This is a genomic window from Psychrosphaera algicola (assembly GCF_028401425.1).
Lineage (GTDB): Bacteria > Pseudomonadota > Gammaproteobacteria > Enterobacterales > Alteromonadaceae > Psychrosphaera > Psychrosphaera algicola.
The window spans coordinates 1,711,875-1,729,274 of sequence record NZ_JAQOMS010000002.1; the positions used below are offsets into that span (position 1 = coordinate 1,711,875).

Annotated in this window: 10 protein-coding genes and 7 pseudogenes; 9 read left to right on the plus strand and 8 right to left on the minus strand. The window is 41.0% G+C overall.

Features of this window, described 5'->3' with window-relative positions; all coding sequences use genetic code 11:
* Positions 1 to 182 precede the first annotated feature (182 nt).
* Complete coding sequence (locus PN838_RS09110; RefSeq protein WP_272180452.1) at positions 183 to 890, plus strand: PEP-CTERM sorting domain-containing protein; 708 nt, start codon at positions 183 to 185, stop codon at positions 888 to 890.
* A 118-nt stretch (positions 891 to 1,008) separates the two neighbouring features.
* On the opposite strand, the gene PN838_RS09115 is transcribed toward PN838_RS09110, so the two are convergent.
* The 6 genes and pseudogenes from PN838_RS09115 to fldB all read right to left on the minus strand — a co-directional run bounded on the left by PN838_RS09115 (position 1,009) and on the right by fldB (position 7,001).
* On the minus strand, positions 1,009 to 2,322 hold the full coding sequence (locus PN838_RS09115; RefSeq protein ID WP_272180453.1) for a DUF1501 domain-containing protein: 1,314 nt from the start codon (positions 2,320 to 2,322) through the stop codon (positions 1,009 to 1,011).
* A gap of 49 nt (positions 2,323 to 2,371) precedes the next feature.
* Complete coding sequence (locus PN838_RS09120; RefSeq protein WP_272180454.1) at positions 2,372 to 2,650, minus strand: hypothetical protein; 279 nt, start codon at positions 2,648 to 2,650, stop codon at positions 2,372 to 2,374.
* A gap of 71 nt (positions 2,651 to 2,721) precedes the next feature.
* Positions 2,722 to 4,047 carry a DUF1800 domain-containing protein gene (locus PN838_RS09125; protein ID WP_272180455.1) on the minus strand — a complete coding sequence of 442 codons (1,326 nt, stop codon included), beginning with the start codon at positions 4,045 to 4,047 and terminating at the stop codon, positions 2,722 to 2,724.
* A gap of 184 nt (positions 4,048 to 4,231) precedes the next feature.
* Positions 4,232 to 4,512, minus strand: a pseudogene (locus PN838_RS09130) (peptidylprolyl isomerase).
* A 105-nt stretch (positions 4,513 to 4,617) separates the two neighbouring features.
* Positions 4,618 to 6,462, minus strand: a pseudogene (locus tag PN838_RS09135) (DUF885 domain-containing protein).
* Positions 6,463 to 6,477: 15 nt separating this feature from the next.
* Positions 6,478 to 7,001 (minus strand): annotated as a pseudogene (gene fldB / locus PN838_RS09140) (flavodoxin FldB).
* Positions 7,002 to 7,075: 74 nt separating this feature from the next.
* Between fldB and xerD the strand changes: the two are divergent.
* The 3 genes and pseudogenes from xerD to recJ all read left to right on the plus strand — a co-directional run bounded on the left by xerD (position 7,076) and on the right by recJ (position 10,566).
* Positions 7,076 to 7,982: pseudogene (gene xerD / locus PN838_RS09145) on the plus strand (site-specific tyrosine recombinase XerD).
* A gap of 64 nt (positions 7,983 to 8,046) precedes the next feature.
* Positions 8,047 to 8,772, plus strand: a complete 726-nt coding sequence (gene dsbC / locus PN838_RS09150) for a bifunctional protein-disulfide isomerase/oxidoreductase DsbC (protein WP_272180456.1) — start codon at positions 8,047 to 8,049, stop codon at positions 8,770 to 8,772.
* Between the two features lie 59 nt (positions 8,773 to 8,831).
* Positions 8,832 to 10,566 (plus strand): annotated as a pseudogene (gene recJ / locus PN838_RS09155) (single-stranded-DNA-specific exonuclease RecJ).
* Between the two features lie 94 nt (positions 10,567 to 10,660).
* Here the strand turns inward: recJ and PN838_RS09160 are convergent.
* Both PN838_RS09160 and PN838_RS09165 read right to left on the minus strand, forming a co-directional pair.
* Positions 10,661 to 12,156: pseudogene (locus PN838_RS09160) on the minus strand (Hsp70 family protein).
* A 149-nt stretch (positions 12,157 to 12,305) separates the two neighbouring features.
* A complete protein-coding gene (locus PN838_RS09165; protein ID WP_272180457.1) occupies positions 12,306 to 12,683 on the minus strand; it encodes a VOC family protein in 378 nt (125 codons plus the stop codon).
* Between the two features lie 84 nt (positions 12,684 to 12,767).
* On the opposite strand from PN838_RS09165, the gene PN838_RS09170 reads away from it, so the two are divergent.
* The 5 genes and pseudogenes from PN838_RS09170 (at position 12,768) to PN838_RS27160 (ending at position 17,293) form a co-directional block, all read left to right on the plus strand.
* On the plus strand, positions 12,768 to 13,415 hold the full coding sequence (locus PN838_RS09170; RefSeq protein ID WP_272180458.1) for a hypothetical protein: 648 nt from the start codon (positions 12,768 to 12,770) through the stop codon (positions 13,413 to 13,415).
* 77 nt (positions 13,416 to 13,492) lie between these two features.
* On the plus strand, positions 13,493 to 13,933 hold the full coding sequence (locus PN838_RS09175) for a tetratricopeptide repeat protein (protein WP_272180459.1): 441 nt from the start codon (positions 13,493 to 13,495) through the stop codon (positions 13,931 to 13,933).
* A gap of 197 nt (positions 13,934 to 14,130) precedes the next feature.
* A pseudogene (locus tag PN838_RS09180) lies at positions 14,131 to 16,619 on the plus strand (M1 family metallopeptidase).
* Positions 16,620 to 16,773: 154 nt separating this feature from the next.
* The gene (locus tag PN838_RS09185) at positions 16,774 to 17,118 is read left to right on the plus strand and encodes a DUF6702 family protein (protein WP_272180460.1); all 345 of its coding nucleotides are present in this window, start codon (positions 16,774 to 16,776) and stop codon (positions 17,116 to 17,118) included.
* Positions 17,039 to 17,293, plus strand: a complete 255-nt coding sequence (locus PN838_RS27160) for a DUF6702 family protein (RefSeq protein WP_370661014.1) — start codon at positions 17,039 to 17,041, stop codon at positions 17,291 to 17,293. Before PN838_RS09185 ends, PN838_RS27160 begins: the two co-directional genes overlap by 80 nt.
* Positions 17,294 to 17,400: the final 107 nt, after the last annotated feature.

The window sequence follows — 17,400 nt, forward strand, 5'->3', positions numbered from 1 at the left end:
AACGATTATATAATAATCAAAACTGTGTCAGGTTATTATACAAAAATCTATTTTCTAATCCGAAACAAAACATAACCAATTGAAATAATTACACTTTACATACTGGCATAAATCGTGATTTAAACATATTAACTTTTTAGAATTACCCATCGATTTAGATTTGGGTTATATAGGAATTACTAATGAAATTTAGATTTTTAAAAACCAGTTTAATCGGACTAATCCTCTCTGCGAATTGTTTTGTTGGTGTTAGTCATGCAGGAATTATCACTCTAGGTGATACACTTTCTGGCGGCGTTGTCGATTCTTGGCAGTCCATAATGATTATCAATGAGTATGATGCCTATACAAATACTTCAGGCGCTGACGAACTTGTCACTTTAAATAATTTTAATTTCACTGTTGGAAATAACCGTGGTAAGGTAACACCTTTTGTTGTAAAAATTAATAATGCAGCATCCAATGATTTTACGATTATGGCTATTGGTGATACACGATATTCAGGTGTTGATTATTTTAGTACAGGTAACCTAAGTTTAGATTTCTCCACTACTTTGAGCCAATTTAGCTTAGCGGCAGGTGAAACTATCACTTCTGGTTTTCTAGATGCCGACGTTAACGGCGTTAGCGCTGGTAGCGTAATCCCTTATATCGGCGGTGACCCGGTATTTTTAACTGGCGGTGGTAGTAATAATCATTCTGGTAATTTAAGTCAAGGTGTTGGAAATGCTCCAACTTTCGGTTCAAGCACTTATTATAATGGCTTAGCTCGTAATTATAGTTACAACATTACTGCTGAAATAAACGCAGTGCCAGAGCCGACGTCACTTGCTATTTTCGCAATGGGTTTGATTGGCTTAGTATCGCTTCGATCTAAAAAACAAGCTTAATAATTACTACAAGTTTTTGAGAAAACACCAATCAGTTTGATTGGTGTTTTTTATGTTCTCGATTCTGAAAAAGCGAAATAACCACCGTTTAGACATAAAACGGCGTCGGGTAGAATCCTCACCCCATAAATCCGAGATCGGCCAAATCAAACCGGCTCAGATGTGGGAATACCATGGCAATTTCGGCATCTGATAATCCAAACCATTTAGCTAATGTTGCAGAATACTGCTCACTTGCGGTGGTGGGAATAATTCGACCATCGCCGTAATCGTCCTCGCTGTTTAATTCCAGTGATGGCATTTGGCCATAAAGTTGGCCGCCATTGACCGCTCCGCCCATAACCATTTGATGCCCGCCCCAACCGTGGTCAGTTCCGTCGCCATTACTGGTTAAGGTCCGTCCAAATTCAGACATGGTAAATGTCGTTACGTTATCGTTAACCCCCAATTCAACAAGCGCTTTGTTTAGTGAATTTAAACCGTTAGATAATTGTGCTAAAAGTTCAGGGTGAGCGTCGTTTTGTCGGTCGTGGGTATCCCAACCTCCTAATCCTACAAAAAAGACCTGACGTTGCATCGACAAAGTTTCACGGGCGCTGATCATCTTAGTGACCATGTGCAGTTCGTCTTCAAATCGATTGTCGTTAAATGTCGACGTTAATCTTGGTATCGACTCTAATCCTTGGTTTATCACCAATGCGTTACTACGTGCGCGATTGACAATATCACGATAGGCTCCACCTATTTTATGTTTGTCCATGGCGATGAGTTGGTCGAATACCGCTATGCGTTTATCGTTCCAATTATGTCTTGGGTCTAAACCTCCAAACATATCTGCGCCATCGGCGGTAATGCCATAAGAAGGTTTAGTTTCTCCAGTTTGCAATACGTTATTGCCCGCAAGGGAAATGTTCAATGGGATTGGACTTGCTGGATTGACATCCGATAATAAGTCAGCGATACGTCCCGCCCAACCTGATAAACCGGTTAAGTTGTTGTCGGCCCGCTCCCATAACTTTTGTTGGTCGTTATGGGAAAATAATTGCGGTGGCAAAGATGCGGTTTTAGCTTTAATTTCAGACTTATTCACGCGCGCTTCAAGTGGCCCAACATTGTTGATCCAAGCGAGCTGCTGGTTATGAAATAAATCAGCAATGGGTGTCATATAGTCCGGAACACCCAAGCTATAGGGCAGTGACGAAGTTGTATTCAATGAAATAAGTGATTCTTGAGGTACAGCAAGGTTTTGTCTTACAACCGAATACCGACCATAATCTGATGACTCGGTTGGCACCAACATATTGTAAGAGTCGTTGCCACCATATAAAAACACACAGATTAACGCTTTGTAGTCATCAAAACGTTGCTGTTGAGCAAACGTATTGAGCAACTTCATTTGCCCTGCGGTTGCGCCAAACGTTGTTGCCCCCACCCCGCGGCCAGCAATGATTTTAGTAATGCTCGACGATCCATGGAAACTCCTATCGTATGACCGAATATTGAGGTGAAGACATGATTAGAAAGATAATATTAGAGATCCTTTCATGGGTTGGAGCCCATTCAAGTTCACCATAATAATCCACCAGTAGATCAATGGCGTCGGTCGTTAATATGTCGCCGGTTAAAATTAGGTTTAGTTGCTCAATGATTTGCCTTGGATCACTTTCAGCTAATGGGACATATTCGGTAAGATCAATCCAAAGCTGTTGCCGTTTATCTTCTTCTATTTCACTAAAATCCCCACTGAATGCGTGCCACATACCAAGCCATGCGACAAAGTTCGACGTATGAGTTACTGCCGTTTCAGTTGCTATTTGTAGCTCTGGGGCTACTAAACCCGTAGCATTTTTAAGGACGGTGGGCTGTAATCTGGACGGTAAAAATTAAAAACTGACGCCGATGCTAATGGCGCTTGATTAAAATAATAGTCAGGCCATCCCATATCGATAATTTCATTGTCGGTTGTTAGATTAAACGCTCGCCATAAATGGGTAGCCTTTAAAATAGGTTCACGCATTTTACCGAAAGTATCTGGTGCACTAATATGCCCGTTGATCGCTTCCTCATCTAAAATAAGGGCTTTCACAACTGCTTTTAAGTCACCTCGTTCGCCAGCGCCATTGTCGATAAAAACATTCGCAATTCGCTCAACATACGCAGGTGTTGGATTGCTGGTAATAAATTTTTGGATCAGTTGTTTAGCAATAAACGGCGCAACATTTGGGTGATTAAACAGCGCATCTAGTGCAGCTTTTAAATCTTGTTCTGCGGTTTGATTAGCGGGTAACAAAACACCGCTAAATAACGCTTTTTCAGCAGTGTCATGAAAGGCCTGAACCGGCACCATAGTGCCGTAAAGATCTTGATTATCCCACCAGCGAAACCAAGTATCTTCCGTAGTGCCATTGTAATGCCAGCCAGTAAATACATGGGCAAAACCTTTTATTGTGGCCTGATCGTAGGTCGATATCGCCGCCCCATTTTCGTCAAGTTTGATGCTACCGTCATTTTCCAGCTCAACCAAACCAATCGTAAATAATTGCATTACTTCTCTGGCATAGTTTTCATCAGGACGAATATTGCGGGAAGTATCAGGTTTTTCATTACCTAACATGCTGAGATAAATGCCCATCGCAGGAGACAAAGTAACGGCTTCTAATAGGTCTCGGTAATTACCAAAAGCATGGGTGACGAGCAGGTCATAATAATTAGCGACCGCTTTGGGGTCGTTGCCTAAAACATCGTTAAACTCTGAGATAACAAAAATCTCACTAAGAACAAATGCCATACGCTGTCGTAGCTGATCAGGGGCATAGATGGCTCGTTCAAACCATGCTGCCATCCGGTACTTTCGCCAAAAATCTTCGCGGTCAGAAAACGGCTCTATTAAAGGAACATGCAACGATGGCGTAAGGTCAAACTGTTCTTCTAACCAAGCTTTACGATTAATCTCAACTAAGTTGTTTATATCTTCGAGCGTGGCACCAAATGTGAGCTGGTTTAGCAGGCGAGACGCATTTGCCGCATTGATAGGAGATTCAGGCTCAGGGATGATCTTTACAACAGGTTCGGTGTTAGATTTACTTGAGTTATCGCCGCAACTGATAAGTAATAATATTATGCTTAACGGCATAATAAATTTTAATTTGGTCGTCATAAACAGCGCCATTACAGCAGACTCCTTCCAATATGGTTGCTGTAATTGAGACTAACGGTTCATCTCAGAATGTCAAATTTTAACCTTGATGCAAATTCGCTCAGGTTGCTCTAACGTCTAATGCCACTCTAAATTTACTTAGTGATTTCAGTATGATGCCTTGGGTAAGTGACGGCTTATCGAATTATTTACTACGATAAACCGTTTTGATCAAATGGAAGCCAAACTTTGTTTTGACCGGTCCGTGCACTTCTAACAAAGACTTTTTAAAAACCACATCGTCAAACGCTTTAACCATATCGCCTTGACCAAATTCGCCAAGGTCACCGCCTTTTTGCGCGACGGACAAATAGAATGCTTCTTTGCCATTTCTTGAAAATGAGCGCCGTTGTTTAATTGCTGTTTAATTTTTATCGCTTCTTCTTTGGTTTTCACCAAAATATGATAAGCCGATGCACGTGCCATTTATCTCTCTCTTAATTTTAAAACAATTTATTTTGCATACTTGTTTGATTTAAATGGGAGTTTGTCAGAAGAGCAATTCACTCTCCTGACATTTACCCATTTAAGCTATTTATGCGACGCTACGTAGTCGTCAAACATCAATTTACGAATAATTGGCACCGGCGCACTACCATAACTTAAAAATTGATTGTGGAAATCAACAAGGCTAAATTTGTCGCCCGTCGCTTCTTTCAATTCTTCGCGCAATTGGTAAATTTCTGAATACCCGGTGAAATAGCTTGTTAACTGCACCTGAGACAAGGTCGCTCTACGCCATTTTCCCTGCGCTTCAGCCTGTTCTTGGAACGCTTGATTTACCATCATGTCCATTGCTTGCTTTTCGTCTATGCCTAGCACCTGAATGCTGTAATCAAGAATTGAGTTCATGATCACGCGTAAGTTCCATTTGTAGTACATCAACCAAAGTTCTGGTTCAAAGTCGCCGTACCCTTCTTCTAACATCATGCGTTCAGTATAGACTGCCCAACCTTCAACCATAGCGCCGTTACCAAAAATAGCTTTAACTAGGCTTTTCGACTTGTTGCTATGAACCAACTGAGTGTAATGACCATGGGACAGCTTCGTGAATATTTAAGACTTGCAACAACCAGTGATTGTATTCACGTAAGTAGCTTTCCGCGCCTTCATCGTCCATGTTATCCAGTGGTGTTACGTTGTAATACGTATTTGCTTCTGCGTCATATGGCCCATAGGTGCATTAATAGATGCTCCGGCAAAACCACGCTGATACTTAGGTGTTTCACGTACGACAAGCGGTTTGTCTTTGTCCATCGTAATTAGGTTATGTTCCATCACAAAAGCTTCTAGCTCTGGGATTTGCTCACGAATACTTGATACAAATTCATCACGTTTAACATGTTTGACTGAGATATGATCAATTAAGGTTTTGATCTTAATTAGTGAGTCAGAAGGTGCTGTTTTATTAGGGAAATATTTGGGCCAAAGCGTATCGGCAATTTTAGCCATTTCTTTGTGAACTCGAGATTTCTCAGACACCGCTTTATCAAACAATTGTTTGGCTGTGTAACCTGAGAAGATGTCTAACTCAAACTTTTTGTCATAGAGTTTTTTGCCAATACGAAAGTCACGCGTTTTTGGGTCCGCTTTTAATTTCGGCAACAACTGCTCTAGATGCTGAATATAACCATTAATCGCCGTCGTCGTTTTTTGCAATGCTAAGTCAAAATCAGCTTTGTCCTGGGCACTGAGTTCCGACCCATGAACTTGGTCTTTAATCGCGCCTTCAAATAAGCCCAACGCCCCTTTATTTTGCTGAATGGCAAGCTCCGTATGGGTAACTGTTGGTGAGGTTAAGTTATTAATCGCCGCTTCATAATAGGCAGGAATATTTTCCATGCGCTTGATAATGGTTTTGAGTCGGTCATTCAACGGTTTGTAATCGGTATTTAAGATCACGCCAAAACCACCGGCCACGTTATAATTAGATGGGTCCCAAGTATCAGCCTTTAACGACTCATACCACCAAATATAAGACTCTAATTGGTTTTTAAGAATGTAATAATCACTGGCGTAACGTGGCGACAATTTGTCCACATTAAATTGCTCAAGTGCTTTTAATTCAGCTCGGTACACGTTCAGCTCTTTGGCCATTTTCAGTTTGTTTGGCACCGGCAAGCTGTCATCGTATTTGTAATAACCGACATAAACTGCGTAGGTTGGATTTAATTGCCAGAAACGCTCTATAAAAGCTTCACTGTATTGTGCGAATGCCTTATCAAGTTGTTCAGTGCTGTCAGGTAACTGCGCGACTGCAGACTTCACTTCGCTTGCTGTACCGCCTAAACCAACGGCATTGCAGCCCACAAGGCCAACAGTCGCACACATCATTGCGACCTTGGTAAGATTTTTAACGTTAACTAAATTTATCATATCCCTTTATTCCTATTAGGCGAGTTCTGTCAGCAGTTGTTCACACCACTGGCTAATTCGTAATTCAGACTTATCGTATTGCCCTTCATCATCAAGAGCTAAACCAACAAAATGACTTTGGTCTTCAGTTAATGCTTTTGACGCAATAAAGTCATACTCATCAGAGTTTGGCCAATATCCAATGGGAGATGCGCCCAGGCTACCACAACATCGTGTAACATACCGAGTGCATCTTGGAACCACTCAGCATAACCATCTTGGTCGCCAAGGCCAAACAGTGCAACCGTTTTATTATTAAGCTCAAGTGTCTCAATATCTTGCCACTTAGCTTCCCAATCTTCCTGTAACTCACCAAAATCCCACGTCGATATGCCTAATATAAGTAAGTCATATTCTGTGATGTGATCAAACCCGTTGTCTTTGATGTTGTACAAATCAACTAACTCGAAACCAAACAATTCGTTAAGTTTTAGTTGTATTTTTTCTGCGGCCATTTCGGTATAACAAGTTGTTGAGCCATAGAACAAGCCAATCTTCATTACGTTTCTCTTTAAAAAGGCTATGAAATTGCCGGCAAGTCTAGCAAAATGCCTTTAAACAAAGAAGTCGAATCATTATTGTGGATCATAAAAACCAACAGCTACCAGACGAAATCGATCTGTTTTTGCAACATCTTTGGTTAGAAAAAGGCCTAAGTGACAATACGTTGTCGGCTTACAAAACCGATCTGCTCAAATTTCATCAATTTATCGAGGCACAAAATACCGATTTATTGCAATGCGATGAATTTACTATTGAGTCTTATTTAGCACACCGAACCGACCTTGGCTTAAAACCACGTTCTACTGCCAGATCGCTAAGCGCAATTAAGCGATTTTTTCTATTTTTAGTTGCCACCAAAACCCGCGCAACTAACCCAACGGCGATGACGCAAGCGCCAAAGTTGGGTCAAACCTTACCAAGTGTTTTGTCCGAACAAGACGTCGAGTCCCTTCTTAACTGCCAACAACACGACATCGCTATTGAACTCAGAGACAAGGTCATGCTTGAATTACTTTATGCGACGGGCCTGCGCGTTACCGAATTAGTGTCATTAAAATTAGGTAATATTAGCTTGATGCAAAATGTGGTTCGAGTAATTGGTAAAGGTCAAAAAGAACGTTTAGTGCCTATGGGAGAAATAGCCGCCGAATGGCTTGCTGTCTATTTAAAAGAAGGCCGGCCAGAGTTGCTAACAACCCCCTCTGACGTGGTTTTCCCTCCCGGCGCGGGCAACAAATGACCCGACAAACCTTTTGGCACCGAATTAAAGAGTATGCCATCCGAGCTGGGATCCGTGGTCATCTATCCCCCATACTTTACGTCATGCATTCGCAACTCACCTGTTAAATCATGGCGCTGACCTTAGAGTTGTGCAAATGTTGCTAGGCCATAGTGATTTATCAACCACACAAATATATACTCATGTTGCAAAAGAAAGGTTAAAATCCTTACATCGTGACCATCACCCTCGCGGATAATTGTTCGGAAACTATTTTCGGATTATCCGGTCATATAGGTATTACCGGAATAACAGGAATTAAAATGAAGTTGTTAAAGTCTCTAATCGTCACCAGTGTTATTACTATAAGCTTGTTAGTTGCCAATACAGTTCAAGCAGCACCATCTAATGTCGATGCCAAAATTCAGGCAAAAATGTTGAAATTAGGTTTAGTTGCTTCAAAAATTGAAGATGCTCCCGTAAAAGGTTTAAAACAAATTTATACCAACCGCGGTGTATTCTATATGTCTGAAGATACCCAATTTTTTATTGCCGGACGATTATTTGATACCGACGACAACATGACGAACCTGACAGAAACCGCGCTAAGTTCATTGCGTATTGATGGCATGAAAGAATTTAAAGATTCGATGATCGTATTTCCAGCGAAAAACGAAAAAGCCCAAATCACAGTATTTACCGATACAACCTGTGGTTACTGTCGTAAGTTACACGCCCAAATCGACGATTATAATGATTTAGGTATTACCGTTAATTATTTAGCGTTTCCTCGAGGTGGACTGAACAGCCGTTCGTTTGAAGATATCAGTGCGGTTTGGTGTTCTAAAGACCAAAAGCAAGCCATGACTGACGCAAAGGCAGGTTCAAAAGTGGCTAAAGCGCTATGCAGCGCTCCTATCGCTGGTCACTATAATTTAGGCCAAGCTGCCGGTGTAACCGGCACTCCAGCCATTATGTTTGAAGATGGTACTATGATCCTAGGTTACAAGCCGCCTAGCGAATTAGCACAGATTTTAGAACTCAACTAATTACTAAAGTTACACAATTTTTACCAGTCACGCCAAATAACGGCGTGACTTAGGATCCCATGTTAAATATCAAACGTCGTGACATTGACGCTCCGTCTGTCGGTCTCGAACAATTACACCCAGTCATTCAACGCATTTACCGCGGCCGCGGTATTACTGATATTGCCGATATCAAACGCAGTGCCGGTCAACTGCTACCCGTTTCGTCAATGAAAGGCATAGATGTCGCCTGCCAACTATTGTTTGATGTACTAAAAAAGCAACAACGAATTACTATTGTTGGTGACTTCGACGCAGATGGTGCGACAAGTACAGCGTTGATGATGCTTGGTCTTGCCAAGCTTGGATTCCAAAACGTTAAGTATAATGTCCCTAATCGATTTGATTACGGCTATGGTTTAAGCCCGCAATTGGCAACAGAGGTGGTCAATGATGGTACCGATGTAATCATCACGGTGGACAATGGTATTTCGTGTTTAGAAGGTATCGAAATCGCCAAGGCCGCTGGAGTTAAAGTGGTGGTTACCGACCACCACTTACCGGGTAAACAGCTTCCTAATGCCGATGCTATTGTTAATCCCAATCAACCAGATTGTGAGTTTGCCAGTAAAAATTTGGCCGGGGTTGGCGTCGCGTTTTATTTACTATTAGGTCTTCGCCATCATTTACGCCAACAGGATTGGTTTGCATCTCAGAATATCTCTGAGCCTAATATGGCAGAGTTTATCGACCTAGTAGCGTTAGGTACGGTTGCCGACGTAGTACCTCTTGATAGCAACAATCGTATTTTAGTTCATCAAGGACTCGCTCGAATTAAAAAAGGGGTATGTCGCCCTAGTATTAAAGCCCTGCTGCAAATTGCAAATAAAGAGCTGACGCAAGTTAAGTCCACAGATTTTGGTTTTGTTATTGGGCCAAGGCTTAATGCCGCGGGGCGCCTTGACGATATGGCTTATGGCATACGCTGTTTGTTAACCGAAAACTACGGCTAAGGCATTAAAAATCGCCGAGGACTTAAACGGCTTGAATACTGAACGTAAAGAAATTGAGCAAGGCATGCGTATTGAGGCAGAAGCGGCTGTGAATACCCTGCAACTTAAAGACGGTGACTTGCCTAATGGTATTTGTGTCTTTGCACCAGATTGGCATCAAGGTGTGATAGGTATTGTCGCGGGGCGCGTAAAAGACAAGTATTACCGCCCTACCGTGGCTTTTGCATTAGGTGATGGTGAAGGTGAAAACCAACAAATTAAGGGTTCTGCGCGGTCGATTCAAGGCATACATATTCGTGATGTGTTAGACCAAGTCAATACTCAAAATCCGGGGTTAATTGGTAAGTTTGGGGGTCATGCTATGGCCGCTGGTCTAAGTTTACCCCTTAAAAACCTTGAAGCGTTCAAAATTGAATTTAATCGAATTTTAACCCAACATCTATCTGAAGAAGTGTTGACTCAGGTGACATTAACTGATGGCGAATTGCCAAGTGATTGTTTTACCACAGAGTTTAGTCAACAGCTTAACCTAGCAGGACCTTGGGGTCAGGGGTTTGCCGAGCCGACATTTGACGATAAATTTGACGTAATTAGTCATCGAATTGTTGGTGCAAAACATCTAAAACTCGTTTTAACCAATGAGACCGGTATCGTCATCGATGCCATTCATTTTAATTGTGACTTAGGCGTTTGGCCTAACAACTCGATTCGACAAGTCCGTGTGGTGTATCAATTGGATATCAATGAGTTTAGAGGAAATCGAACCTTACAACTGATTGCCAGTGAAATCGCGCCGCTTTAAATTGAAAAAAGAGTGAAGCTCGCAGCTCCTAACATAGACGTTATTACACATAAAAGCTGGCTAATACATACTTAGCCAGCCCAAAAACATTAAGTTAAAGTCGTGTTGCTTGAATGCTTAAGCCTTCAGAAATCGATTTAAACGCATCGGCTTCAACAACAGGCAAGTTTGGAAACATCGCTTTGATTTCAGCTTGTACTACCGGCGACAAACTCATGCCCCCTGTAATAAACAGGATTTCTGGCTGTTCAGGACTTTTCTTCAAACATTCTGTGATCAATGACTTTACACGCGCCATCCAACCAATCATCGAACGTTTTAAATCTGCTTCAGTTAATTCAACCTGGTATTGAGGATCGATATATTTAAGCGGCAATACAATGTGTGGTTTTGCCGACAACATCTCTTTTGCTAATCGCGAAGAGTTAACTAAACGAGCCGACAACTTTTCTTCTTGCACCGTTAACAACTTCTCTAATTTCTCAGGTTCTTTGGCTACCGACATCGTTTGCGCGATTTCTAATCCCATCTCGTCAGAGAAAAAGCTGTTTAAACGAGGAATGTCGTCTACTGCAACCATGTCATTGTAATACAGAGGAGGTACTGGAATACCATTTGTGGTTTCAGAGCCTAACCCCATAGATGGAGCAATGGATTTTAAAATTAAGTTTTTATCACATTCCATCCCACCTAACCGAGTGCCGGTTACTGACAATACATCCTGCTGTCGGTCATATTGATGTTGCTGTTGCGTACCTAAACGAATTAAACAAATATCCGTTGTACCGCCACCGATATCCACCACCAGCGCGACTTTTTCTTCAGTTAATTGCTGTTCAATACGGTATGCCGCGGCAATAGGCTCTTCTAGGAAATCTATCTTTTTAAATCCGGCTAAGGTAGCCGCATCTCGCATAATGCTAATGGCTTGCTGGTTTCCATCTTCGCCACGAGTTCCGTGGTATTTTACCGGACGACCAACAACAGCCCCCTCTACCGTCTTGCCCAGTTGCGCTTCCGCCTTGCTTTTAAAAAACCAAGTTGTTTGGCAATAAGACCAACAAAGGCATCTCGTTGACCTGACAGTAAACTTGCTCCTAAGAAATTTTTAGGTGAGTAAATCAAACGGCCTTTTTCAGGTGTTTTTAAATACTGTTTAAAGCCAGCTTCACCGAATAGAAATGTACCGGTTTCAACCATTTTATAAAGTGGCAAGTCATCTACTGATTGATGTTTTAATAACTCATTAATCGCGCGACGTTGTAACTTAGGGGTATTATGGAATTCACCACGAAGTTGGTCAATTTGAGTTAAATAGCGACGTTGCTCCGCAGGCGTTGTGGCTTCTTCATATTTGTCTTTGGCTTTATCAAGCTGCGCTGAAATACCACGTTTGATGTGCTGAACTTTTTCTTCAATCACCTCAACCGGAGGCATTGGTAAATCGTCTTCATAATAAATAAAAACTGAAGAACGAATTTTAAAAGGGGTTTTTGAGTCAGAATCAAGCTCAACAAATTGGTGGTGCTTGCCGTCAGATAATACAACTTCAGAGTTAGACGTGCCGTAATCAATCCCAATGGTAACCATGCTGATAATAGTCTCTTCGTGTTAGCGCAAAAAATTAGGAAGCGATTCTACTAAAACAAGGTGAAAAGACCATTAAAATTTCAAATTTATTGCGGCATTAATCAATATTTAAAAGCGAAAACCGATTTGCATAAATTGTTCGATTTGCTTTACATCGCTTGCCACAACTCAATTTTATTGCCTTCAGGGTCTGCAAACCAGCCAAACTTGCCGTAATCGAACTCTTCAGGTTCACCAATTAAGGTGCCACCATTTTGTTGTACATTAGCCAATACGCCATATAAATCATCCACTAAGAAATTAATTAAAAACCCCTGCTGTTGCGATTTACCCGGTACATCAAAATAATCGGTTGTCGATTTAAATAATGAAAACGCGGTATACGCATTTTTAGGGATTTTGTCCGGCGCAAACGTCGCACCATATTCGCCTATTTCTATACCTAAAACCTCCTGATACCAACGATTCAGATTTTCTGTGTCATTTGCCTTAAAAAACACGCCACCTATCCCAACAACTTTTGCCATTTTGGTCATTCCCGACTAATACTTAATTATACGTTTGTTACAGCGTAGCTAACTGTTTCTCATTTGGAAACTAGGGAGTGATATATGAACCATATAAAGTACGCCATACTCATTTTTTCGTGTGTTTTAATGTATGGATGCGCAACACACACACCTATATTTAAAGCAAAAGCCCCTAAAAATATCTATTTAGATCATGAATTTGGAGCGGCACCGGCACTGGAAACTGAGCAGGAAATTTTCAAAATTACTGAACAGATGGAACGTTACGTCTACCTACGCCTCAAGCCAATTCGTGACATACCAGCAAGAACCAAAAGAATGATCCAAGATCTCTTTGACCCCAATCAACTAGATATTCGATACGTACACAATGCCGACTTAACTGCCTCAGAAGCCTTTGAACAGGGAGCCGCCAACTGTTTGTCACTTACAATTCTGTCTTATGTTTTAGCCCAAGAAGCAAGAATGGAAGCCAAGTTCATGGATGTCAAAGTGCAGGAAAACTGGACTTACAACAATGGTGTCCGCATGTTAAATGGCCATGTAAATTTGCATATCAAAGAGCCGATCATTCATTCTATCCTACTTAAAAATGAGTCAACTTATGTCGTCGACTTCTTACCAATGTTAAATGGTCCAAAAAGATCGTCTAAAAGGTTATATAAAAATGACATTATCGCCCTTTTTACAATAACAAAGGTGCTAACGCTTTGGTTAATAATGAATTAAACAAAGCATACCATTACTTTAAACAAGCAACCATTTTGGCCCCCACAATCACAGAGTCCTAGGGTAATCTAGCGAGTTTGTACACTCGTAAAGGCTTTATTGCTGAAACTGAAACCATATTGCAATACGCATCTAGTATCGATAAAAGCAATTTAAATCTACAAGAGAGCCTAGCGTACCTTTATCAAAGTACGGGTCGTCAAGAACTTGCTAACGACTTGTTTGCCAAAATTCGAAAAGTACGAACTAAAAACCCTTACTATTTCGCAATGTTAGCTAAGACTTCATTTGACAAAGGGCATTATCGTGCCTCTATCAGTCATTTCAAAAAGGCGTTAAAGCTAAATAATCAAGAGCATCAGTTTTTATTTGGATTGGCACAAAATTATTGGCAATTAGGTGAGCATAAACGAGCTAATTATTATTTAGAACGCGCACGTTCGTTAGCGGATGATTATCTCGATAAAGAAAAATACGAGAGTAAAATTTATGCGCTACAAAATATGAAAATGCGCTAGTTTTGAACTCTAGAGTCAAGGCGAGTTAAAGCTGTATAAAATACATACAACCTAGCTAGCCTTACTTTCCCTTCTGTTCATATTCACGATGAACAACCTACCCAACACGTTAAGAGTCCTTTAATCCTCATTCCAGTTTGTTAAAATTTTGTACAAAATCAAGCCCCTGAAACCAAACTGAACCACCTAGAGGTAACATGACTAGTAGTAGCAGTAAATTGATCCACGTCCTTTGCATATCATTTGCATTAACAACGGCAATTATTACAAGCACAGATGCATTCGCATCTGCAGTTAAACAAACCAAAGGTGATTTCGAAGACAAATTCCGTCAATTAGACGAAATCTTACCGACCCCAAATGTTTATCGAGCAGCCACTGGCGAAGCCGGTGAAAAATATTGGCAACAACAAGTCAACTACGACATAAAAGTTAAACTTGATGAAGACAAACGCAGGTTAGACGCGAAACAAACGATTGAGTACCAAAACAACTCTCCGTATACCCTTCGCTATCTGTGGTTGCAACTTGAACAGAATAAATACAAAGCGGATTCAATTGCCGAAGCGGGGACGTCATTTGCTGGAATTGGCCGCAGAGGTCCAGCGACTTCAGCCGGCGATGCAAACACGCCAGCTAAATTGAGCCTAGGTGAATTGCGTCGTCAACAATTTTTGACCGACCATGAATTAGGTTACGACGTATTGTCAGTTTCAGATAGTGATGGCAAACCGCTTAAGATGACGGTCGTCGGCACAAACTTACGTGTTGATCTTAAGCGTCCATTAAAACCGGGTAAATCAACAACAATCAAGATGAACTTTGGTTTTAATATTGTTGAAGAAGATGCTGTATCTGCTCGAGCGGGTTACGAACACTTCCCAGACGACGCTCGTAAAGGCGGCAATGACATATTTTTGCTAGCGCAGTGGTTTCCACGTTTACATGCATTTAGTGACTATGAAGGTTGGCACAACAAAGAGTTTATTGGCCGTGGCGAATTTACTCTAGAATTTGGCGACTACAACGTTGAAATCACAGTTCCAGCTGACCACATTGTATCAGCGACAGGCGAACTTGATAATCCAAAAGACGTGTTAACTAAAACTCAACGTAAACGTTTTGAGAAAGCGAAAAATGCTGAGCGTCCTGTATTTATTGTTACAGCAGAAGAAGCACTTGAAAACGAAAAAGAAGGTACGTCAAAGTCTAAAACATGGCGCTTTGAAGCAGAAAACGTACGAGACTTTGCTTAGGCATCTTCACGTAAATTTATGTGGGATGCTAAAGGTTACCACCAAGGTGGCGATGACCAGCCATTAGTCATGGCGATGTCGTTTTACCCGAAAGAAGGTGGCGAACTTTGGGAGAAATATTCTACTGAAGCCGTTGTTCATACAATGGAAGTCTACTCAAAGTATTCATTCGATTATCCATACCCTACAGCGCAATCAGTAAATGGACCGGTTGGGGGCATGGAATACCCAATGATCACATTTAATGGTCCACGGACGACTTTGCAAAAAGATGGCAGTCGTACTTATACACAGGCAGAAAAACGCTTTCTAATTGGCGTCGTAATCCATGAAATCGGTCATATTTATTTCCCAATGACAGTTAACTCAGACGAACGCCAATGGACTTGGATGGATGAAGGTCTTAATAGCTTTTTAGATGCGATCGCTTGTCGTGAGTGGGATCCTACAATTCCATGGGGTGTTGAACCTCGTTATATCACTGATTACATGAAAGGCAATGTGCAAGTGCCAATCATGACGCAATCAGACAGTGTATTAAAACTAGGTCCAAATGCTTACTCAAAACCGGCGGCTGCACTTAATATTCTTCGTGAAGTTATCTTAGGCCGTGATCTTTTTGACTTTGCATTTAAAGAATACGCGCAACGTTGGAAGTTTAAACGCCCGACTCCATCTGACTTTTTAGAACCATGGAAGAGGCTTCTGGTGTCGATTTAGATTGGTTTTGGCATGGTTGGTTCTATACAACTGACCACGTTGATATCGCAATTGAGAGCGTATACCAATTACGTTTAGACACTCAAAATCCAGATATTGATTACGCTCGTTTACGCGACATAGAAAATGACAAGCCAACACCATTGTTTGAAGTACGTAATCAACAAGAAGGTAAAACGACTTGGGTTGACGCCAACAAAGACGTGACCGATTTTTACGACGAAAACGACCGATTTACCGTGACAAATAAAGAACGCAACAAATATCAAAAATGGTTGAAGGAACTTAAACCTTGGGAAAAAGCGACTTTTGAACGCGCTGTAGCAGAAGATAAAAACTATTATGTTATCGACTTCTCTAACCTTGGTGGCTTAGTTATGCCTATCTTGCTTGAGTTGACGTTTGAAGATGGTTCAATTGAACAACAATATATTCCAGCCGAAATTTGGCGACGCACACCAAAAGCCGTTAAGAAGCTTATCGTGACGGATAAATCGAAGAAGCTGGCAAGTGTGCAAATTGATCCACATTGGGAAACGGCTGACGTTGATATAGCAAACAACCGTTACCCACAACAGTTTATCAAATCACGTGTTGAAGCTTACAAAAGCAAAAAGCGCGATGGCAAAGTGTATCGTGATATCATGCAAGACATAAAAACTGAACTTAAAACTGAGAAAAAATCTGACGACAATGCGTCTGACGATTAACCCCTTTGGTTTTAACTATTGTTAGTAATCTGTGTTTAAAGATGTGTTATTAACGATTGTTTTTAATTACAAATGCCCGATAATTATCGGGCATTTGTAGTTACATTGATTTTGATCATCTAACCCGTATTTTTCTCTGACTTTTGGAACGTTCATGACATATCGCTGGTTTACATTAATCCCTTTTTTAATTGTATTACTCCTGTCTAATTCTGCAGCGGCCCATAAACTGAAGTCTGCTTTTAGTATTGTATTATTTAATGAACGGACTGGCTTTTTGGAAGTGATGCACCGCTATTCACTTCATGATGCAGAAGAAGCGGCTCAGGAATTATTTAAAGGTAAATCTGATATTATTGACGATCCAAAAACCCAACAGAAGTTTGCCGATTACATTATGTCTAACTTTCAGATTAGAGATGAAAAAAACAGCCAATTCCCTGAACTTTGTCGGCTCTCAAAACGACGCTGGTTACTTTTGGATTTATCAAGATTATAAACTCACCAGACAATTCAAATGGATTGAAATAAAACAATTGGCACTCACTGAGTTGTGGCGAGAACAGATGAATGCGGTAAATGTCGAAAATGCTGGACAAACTAGCACGGTTACTTTCTCTGCCGGCGACAACTGGCAACGAGTCATAACTCAGGTTAACAGTAAGTTAAATTAACACTATTATTTACGCGCCAATCTAATGGCGTATTTCCATTTCCTTTTCTATATTTAAAACATAGTGGCTTGGGGAAATGTTATGAAACTCATCCTTTTTTTGCGACG

Coding starts and splice junctions, on each gene's coding strand:
- PN838_RS09110 (WP_272180452.1), top strand. CDS start 183: ATGAAATTTAGATTTTTAAAAACCAGTTTAATCGGACTAATCCTCTCT.
- PN838_RS09120 (WP_272180454.1), bottom strand. CDS start 2,650: ATGTGGCACGCATTCAGTGGGGATTTTAGTGAAATAGAAGAAGATAAA.
- PN838_RS09125 (WP_272180455.1), bottom strand. CDS start 4,047: ATGACGACCAAATTAAAATTTATTATGCCGTTAAGCATAATATTATTA.
- dsbC (WP_272180456.1), top strand. CDS start 8,047: ATGAAGTTGTTAAAGTCTCTAATCGTCACCAGTGTTATTACTATAAGC.
- PN838_RS09165 (WP_272180457.1), bottom strand. CDS start 12,683: ATGGCAAAAGTTGTTGGGATAGGTGGCGTGTTTTTTAAGGCAAATGAC.
- PN838_RS09170 (WP_272180458.1), top strand. CDS start 12,768: ATGAACCATATAAAGTACGCCATACTCATTTTTTCGTGTGTTTTAATG.
- PN838_RS09185 (WP_272180460.1), top strand. CDS start 16,774: ATGACATATCGCTGGTTTACATTAATCCCTTTTTTAATTGTATTACTC.
- PN838_RS27160 (WP_370661014.1), top strand. CDS start 17,039: ATGAAAAAAACAGCCAATTCCCTGAACTTTGTCGGCTCTCAAAACGAC.